The 6,557-nt window shown below is 53.1% G+C and carries 8 protein-coding genes and 1 tRNA gene; 2 read left to right on the forward strand and 7 right to left on the reverse strand.

The genetic code is table 11. The annotated features are described in order from the left end of the window. Positions 1 to 264 precede the first annotated feature (264 nt). The gene (locus tag C7445_RS13880) at positions 265 to 612 is read left to right on the forward strand and encodes a site-specific integrase (protein WP_243835208.1); all 348 of its coding nucleotides are present in this window, start codon (positions 265 to 267) and stop codon (positions 610 to 612) included. Positions 613 to 717: 105 nt separating this feature from the next. Here C7445_RS13880 and C7445_RS13885 read toward each other — a convergent pair. The 6 genes from C7445_RS13885 to guaB form a co-directional block, all read right to left on the reverse strand. Then, positions 718 to 796 (reverse strand) — tRNA-Arg (locus tag C7445_RS13885). Between the two features lie 97 nt (positions 797 to 893). Next, entirely contained in the window at positions 894 to 1,358 is a 465-nt protein-coding gene (locus C7445_RS13890) for a hypothetical protein (RefSeq protein ID WP_134161257.1), read from the reverse strand. A gap of 27 nt (positions 1,359 to 1,385) precedes the next feature. After that, complete coding sequence (gene serS, locus C7445_RS13895; protein WP_134161259.1) at positions 1,386 to 2,663, reverse strand: serine--tRNA ligase; 1,278 nt, start codon at positions 2,661 to 2,663, stop codon at positions 1,386 to 1,388. Between the two features lie 24 nt (positions 2,664 to 2,687). Continuing rightward, on the reverse strand, positions 2,688 to 3,269 hold the full coding sequence (gene pdxT, locus C7445_RS13900) for a pyridoxal 5'-phosphate synthase glutaminase subunit PdxT (protein ID WP_134161261.1): 582 nt from the start codon (positions 3,267 to 3,269) through the stop codon (positions 2,688 to 2,690). 109 nt (positions 3,270 to 3,378) lie between these two features. Continuing rightward, a complete protein-coding gene (gene pdxS / locus C7445_RS13905; protein ID WP_134161263.1) occupies positions 3,379 to 4,263 on the reverse strand; it encodes a pyridoxal 5'-phosphate synthase lyase subunit PdxS in 885 nt (294 codons plus the stop codon). Positions 4,264 to 4,383: 120 nt separating this feature from the next. Continuing rightward, a complete protein-coding gene (gene guaB, locus C7445_RS13910; RefSeq protein ID WP_134161265.1) occupies positions 4,384 to 5,868 on the reverse strand; it encodes an IMP dehydrogenase in 1,485 nt (494 codons plus the stop codon). A gap of 225 nt (positions 5,869 to 6,093) precedes the next feature. Between guaB and C7445_RS13915 the strand changes: the two genes are divergently transcribed. Next, a complete protein-coding gene (locus C7445_RS13915; RefSeq protein WP_134161267.1) occupies positions 6,094 to 6,372 on the forward strand; it encodes a hypothetical protein in 279 nt (92 codons plus the stop codon). On the opposite strand, the gene C7445_RS14800 is transcribed toward C7445_RS13915, so the two are convergent. Further along, on the reverse strand, positions 6,359 to 6,557 hold a 199-nt coding region (locus tag C7445_RS14800; protein WP_208320929.1), incomplete at its 5' end, for a hypothetical protein. The genes C7445_RS13915 and C7445_RS14800 overlap by 14 nt on opposite strands.

The following is a 6,557-nucleotide window of genomic DNA, read 5'->3' on the forward strand; positions in this document are numbered from 1 at the left end:
TCCACCATGCACACGTCCTGGCGTTCACCGGCGAAAGCTACCGGTTGCAGCATGCTCTGTCCGGAGTGAAGTCGTCGTAATCTTCAGTGTTGGCGGTGCCTATGCACAAATCCGCAGCGTTTCTCTGCACTTTTGACTTGCGAAAAACAGCCGAGAACGTAGTCTCATGGTGTAAACCGTAAGTACCCCGACCGCTACGGGAATTTTATCTCAAAACTCTTTGGAGTACGTGACATCAATATACTAGTCTATGTACTGAAACAAGTGAAGCGGGATCAGGAAGAGAAACAGACACTCTTCGGTGATGATTACCGCACGGATTTGGACCTGGTCTGCTGTACAGACAAGGGAACACCACTGTACCATGGCAACTTCACCGCAAGATGGAATGCCTTGATTGAAAAAGCCGGGGTTCCACGAATTCGAATCCACGACGCTCGACACACTCACGCTTCATTGTTACTCCAACAAGGGATCAACCCAAAGGTCGTGGCTGAACGCCTCGGCCATGCCAATGTTAGCATCACACTAGACACCTACACCCATTTGCTCCCGGGAATCCAGGAAAGAGCCGTCGACACGTTTGCAAACGCGATATTCGGTGACGATTAAAATCTTTTCGGGTTGCGAAGGTTAGCATTTTGTTAGCAAAAAAGGTTTGCAGCCTAGATGTTAGCAAACACCTTCAGCCACAAACCCTTATGCAATAAGCATTTCTGGCGCACCCGGAGGGACTCGAACCCCCGCAAGACGCGGTTTAGGAAACCACCGCTCTATCCGACTGAGCTACGGGTGCATATTGTGATTAACGACTTTTTATTTTAAACCAGCATGCACAATGGATCAAGTACAATCCCGTATTTACCATATAAAGGAAACCATTCACCACAGCGTCACTGCATTTGTCGCCCCATTTTCGGCAACTTTCCCTTGAGCAAAGCGAGATCGCAATCCGAGACCCGTATGAGAAGCGATCCGTCGATACAAGAGAATTCCTCTACGTTCAACGAAATCTGCAAAGGCTCGAGAATGCTGGGCACATTGAGCTTTAGGCTTTGCCTCAGTACCTCAATTCCGCTCGGTGCATCTTTCATTGCTTCCTGGAGGCTCATTTGCACCAGAGCCGGTGGGATGTTGACTAACTTGCGCGCCGTAATCTCCACCGCGATCTCGCCTTTGTCCCGATTGCAATAGGGCCGTGCACAGAAGTCGATGTTCCACATTAGAAACTTAAACTGTCCGTGCACGCCGTCATTCTTGATATCGACAATGCGCAGGCGCACATCCGGGGCAAGCTCAGCAATCATCTCATTCAAATCTTCCTTCGTTAGTCGAAAGCTGATGTTTGAAATGCGCATAAACATCCCCCTGGTGCGCCGCTGCGCCTACTTCGTCATTCGTTCGATCCCGCCCATATACGGCACCAATGCCTTCGGAATCCTAACGGAACCGTCCGCTTCTTGGTTATTTTCAAGAATGGCTGCAACCGTGCGGCCAACTGCGAGACCCGACCCATTCAACGTATGCACGAACTCCGGCCTTGATGTGTCTGATCGGCGGAAACGCAGATTTGCACGGCGCGCCTGAAAATCCTCAAAATTCGTACATGAAGAGATTTCTCGATATGTGTTGGACGCGGGCAACCAAACCTCGATATCGTATTTTTTAGCGTCTTTAGCGCCGAGATCACCCGTGCAGATTTCAATTCGCCGATAAGGCAGTTCAAGAGCTTCAAGTACCGCTTCACATTCGCGTGTCAGGGTCTCCAGCACTGCGTACGAATGCTCTGGAAGGCAAAGATTGACCAACTCAACCTTCTGGAACTGATGCAAGCGGATCAAGCCTCGCGTATCCTTGCCGGCCGATCCCGCTTCTGACCGGAAACAGGAGGAATAACCGGCGAACTTCACAGGGAGATCGTCCGCAGATAAGATTTCGTCGCGATAGTAATTTGTCAGCGGCACTTCGGCCGTTGGAATCAAGTAATACGGTAGGCCCTCCAGCTTGAACATTTCGTCACCAAACTTCGGCAGATTGCCGGTACCAACCAGACTGTCTTCGTTTGCGATAAAAGCTGGAAACATTTCTGTGTAGCCATGCTTATCAACGTGGAGATCGAGCATAAACGCCGCCAGAGCTCGCTCCAATCGTGCACCAAGACCCTTGTACAGGACAAAACGGCTACCGGTAATCTTGACGGCCCGTTCCGTATCGACGATACCCAATTCCTCCGCAATCTCGAAGTGTGCTCGCGGCGTGAACTGGAATTTAGGGATATCACCCCACGTCCTTAACACCGGGTTATCCGCCTCTGACTCGCCAGCGGGCACAGAGTCGTGAGGAACGTTCGGCAACGCGAGGAGCATGTCCCGCACAGCCGCATCATGTTCACGCACCTTTTCGTCAAGCGTCTGAATTTGTCCCCCGACTTCCCGCATGCGAGCGATGTCTTCCGAAGCATCTTCTTTGTTGCGCTTTTTTTGCGCGATGGCTTCAGAGGTTGCATTGCGAAGGGCCTTCAGACGCTCGACTTCAGCCAGGGCAGTGCGCCAAGCCTCATCGGCTGCCAGCAGATCGTCAATCACCGTCGGACTGATACCTTTGCGTCCTAATTTTCTTTTAAATACATCCGGTTCTTGACGAATGGATCGGATATCTAGCATAAGGCACCTCTCACTTGGAATTGATCATTTCGCGACCGATTTGTTGGATATGTTTAAGAAATACTGATGCAATCGCAAATCACCTGTTAACTCCGGGTGAAATGAAGTGGCCAGAAGGTTGCCCTGCCGTACCGCCACGATGCGATCTTGATACCTTGCCAGCACTTCAACTTGGTCACCGACTGCCGCAATGTGCGGTGCACGGATGAAGACCGCAGGAAATGCTGCCTCACCGAGAACCGGAATATCCAAGTCAGCCTCAAAAGAGTCACGCTGTCTACCAAACGAATTGCGGTTGACCGTCACGTCCATGAGCCCTAGGTGAACCGTCTGTTCCCCTTCGATCCGGTTGGCCAACACAATCATTCCCGCACAGGTGCCAAAAATCGGCTTGCCCTGAGCTGCCATCTCCCGAACCGGATCGATCATGTCATACTCCCGCATCAGCTTTCCAATTGCCGTACTTTCTCCACCAGGAAGAACAACGCCATCCGCATTTTCTAAGTCGCTCGCGCGGCGTGCTTCCACAGCATCTACACCCAGTTGCCGCAAGGCTTGTATATGTTCGCGAAACGCACCTTGCACTGCGATCACGGCGATTTTCATCGCCATCCCCCCACTCTCGCTTCTCGAACGAGAGCCGGACGGCTTTACGCCTCCGGCTCCCATATCAGATGCCTAACCTGGTACCTGCGTTCCATGACGAACTCGGTGTTTACCAACCACGCGTCGCCATGCGTTCCTCAGCACGCAGCGTCGCAATATCAATGCCTTCCATAGCGCCACCGAGGTTTTTCGACAGCTCGGCAAGCAATTCATAATCTTGATAATGGGTCGTCGCCTGCACAATCGCGCGAGCAAACTTCTCTGGATTCTCGGACTTGAAGATACCCGATCCAACGAATACGCCATCCGAACCCAATTCCATCATCAACGCGGCATCCGCTGGGGTCGCAACGCCGCCGGCCGCGAAGTTCACGACTGGCAAGCGGCCAGTATCGTGTACCTCTTTCAACAGGTGCAACGGAGCGCCGATGTTCTTCGCCTCGGCATACAGTTCGTCCTCCGACATTCCCTGCACGCGGCGGATTTGGGCCTGCATCATGCGTTGATGTGTCACAGCCTCGATAATGTTCCCCGTACCCGGCTCGCCCTTGGTGCGAATCATCGATGCGCCTTCGCCAATGCGACGAAGCGCCTCGCCCAAGTCTTTCGCGCCACAAACGAACGGTACCGTGAACTTCGTCTTATCGACATGGAATTTATCGTCAGCAGGCGTCAATACTTCACTCTCGTCAATGTAATCGACGCCCATCGCCTCGAGGATACGCGCTTCTACGATGTGACCAATACGGCACTTCGCCATCACCGGGATCGATACAGCCTTCATGACTTCCTCAATGATAGTCGGGTCCGCCATGCGCGCAACGCCGCCGGCCTTGCGAATATCGGATGGCACGCGCTCAAGCGCCATGACCGCGACAGCACCCGCAGCTTCCGCAATCTTCGCTTGTTCCGCATTCACGACGTCCATAATGACGCCGCCCTTTTGCATTTCCGCCATGCCGCGTTTCACCAAATCTGTACCGACTTTTGACATGCCGATCTCCCCCTTCTATCAAGCAAAACCGAACAGATGTCGGATATTTCATGTACCAGTCCAACGTTCATTGTAGTACAGAGGATGCGATGTTTCCACAATGTGCGCGATCAAACCAAATCAAATTGAATAGTTGGGCGCTTCCTTGGTAATTTGGACATCATGCGGATGACTCTCGCGCAAACCCGCAGATGTAATACGTACCATCTGGCTATGATCCTGCAATGCTTGAATGTTCGCCGAACCGGTGTAACCCATGCCGCTGCGCAGGCCACCGACCATTTGATACAGAATCTCGCTCACAGGCCCACGGTACGCCACCCGGCCCTCGATGCCCTCGGGAACGAGCTTTTTCGCGTCTCCTGCCTGCTTGTCCCCTTGGAAATAGCGATCGCCCGATCCCGCCTTCATCGCACCGATGGATCCCATACCGCGATAAACCTTGAACTGCCGCCCTTGATAAATTTCAATTTCACCAGGACTCTCCGTCGTTCCGGCCAACAAACTGCCAATCATCACGGAACTGGCGCCGGCCGAGATGGCCTTGACAATATCGCCGGAATACTTAATACCGCCGTCCGCGATGACAGGGATGCCAGCCTTGCGCGCAACCCTCGCGCACTCGTAAATGGCCGTCACCTGCGGTACACCGACACCGGCAACGACGCGCGTGGTACAAATCGAGCCGGGGCCGATTCCAACCTTTACTGCGTTGACACCAGCCTCAATCAACGCCTCTGTACCGCTTGCGGTCGCAACGTTGCCAGCGATGAGTTGGACGGCGGGATACTGCTTGCGAACGTTGCGAATCGCCTGCAGAACGCCCTCCGAATGACCATGCGCCGTATCAATTACGATCACGTCCGCCTGCGCATGCACCAGGGCATCCACGCGATCCAGCATGTCGGGTGAAACGGTGACAGCCGCACCAACCAGCAGCCGTCCCTGAGTGTCCTTCGCGGCATTCGGAAAACGGCGAGCGTTCTCGATGTCTTTGATCGTAATGAGACCGCGGAGATTTCCCTGCGCATCAACCAACGGGAGCTTCTCAATCTTATGCCGCTGCAACAGTTCCTTCGCGTCCTCAAGCGTCGTGCCGACCGGGGCTGTAACCAAATTCCCGCTCGTCATGACTTCACCAATCGGCCTAGCGTCGTCCCGTTCAAAACGGAGATCCCGGTTCGTGATGATACCAACCAGCCTCTGTGAACCAGCTTCCACAATTGGCACGCCGGAAATGCGATACTTGGACATCAAGGCTTCCGCATCGCGCAAAGGCCGATCCGGCGTCAGGAAAATGGGATTCGTGATAACCCCGCTCTCCGAGCGTTTGACGCGATCGACCTCTTCTGCTTGAGCCTCAATGGACATATTCTTGTGAATAATACCAATACCACCTTCTCGCGCCATCGCGATCGCCATTGTTGACGTGGTCACAGTATCCATGGCGGCACTCAAAATCGGGATGTTGAGGCGAATATCGGTGGTCAAGTACGTGGATACCTCGACGTCACGAGGCAACACTGTCGAATGTGCTGGCAAAAGGAGTACGTCGTCAAACGTCAACCCCTCGTACGCAAACTTGTTATCCCAAGCATCTGTCACTGTGGTTCCTCCCCTGCGATTTGCACAGTTTGTCCCGTGCCCCCAAAATATTGTGAGCAGTATAACAACCGCATATGGGGGTGTCAATGCACCTATAGAAGCGCCTCTTTTGAAAGTCCTTGCCAGACACATTTTTGTCATGTATACCGAATTGTATAAACCCTTTTGTCAAGTGCCGTATCTACGCATCATAAACGACAAAAGGTCCTGTTGAGGAGGAACTCCATGAGAGATCCATGGTGGCCAGAAACTCCTGTTGAATCGTCGGCGCGATTCGCATGGTTTACGTTGTTGATTGCGGTGATCGGGTTCGTACTGAGCTGGATACCACTCATTGGCATCTTTGTAGGTCACATTTTTGGCGTCATCACCGTCCTTTGCGGAATTGTCGCCATGCTCAGATCCACCACACCGCCGATGGCGCGTTTGGCAGCAATGGGTTCCATTTTGCTTGGCATTGTAACCCTGATTCTTAAGGCGATCCCAATTATCAATTTACTGTAGCCATCGCCATCCTGTCGCCCATGCCTGCCGCACCACGCTTCGGTTTGCAGAGAATTTGGGCGGTTTGCGCATAGAACAAAACAGAGCCAAGCCTTCTGGCCTGACTCTGTTCTCTCTTGCCTGGCAACGACCTACCTTCCCAGTCCCTCTCGAGACAAGTATTCTCGGCGCTGGAGGTCTTCACG

The organism is Alicyclobacillus sacchari (assembly GCF_004366795.1).
GTDB lineage: Bacteria > Bacillota > Bacilli > Alicyclobacillales > Alicyclobacillaceae > Alicyclobacillus > Alicyclobacillus sacchari.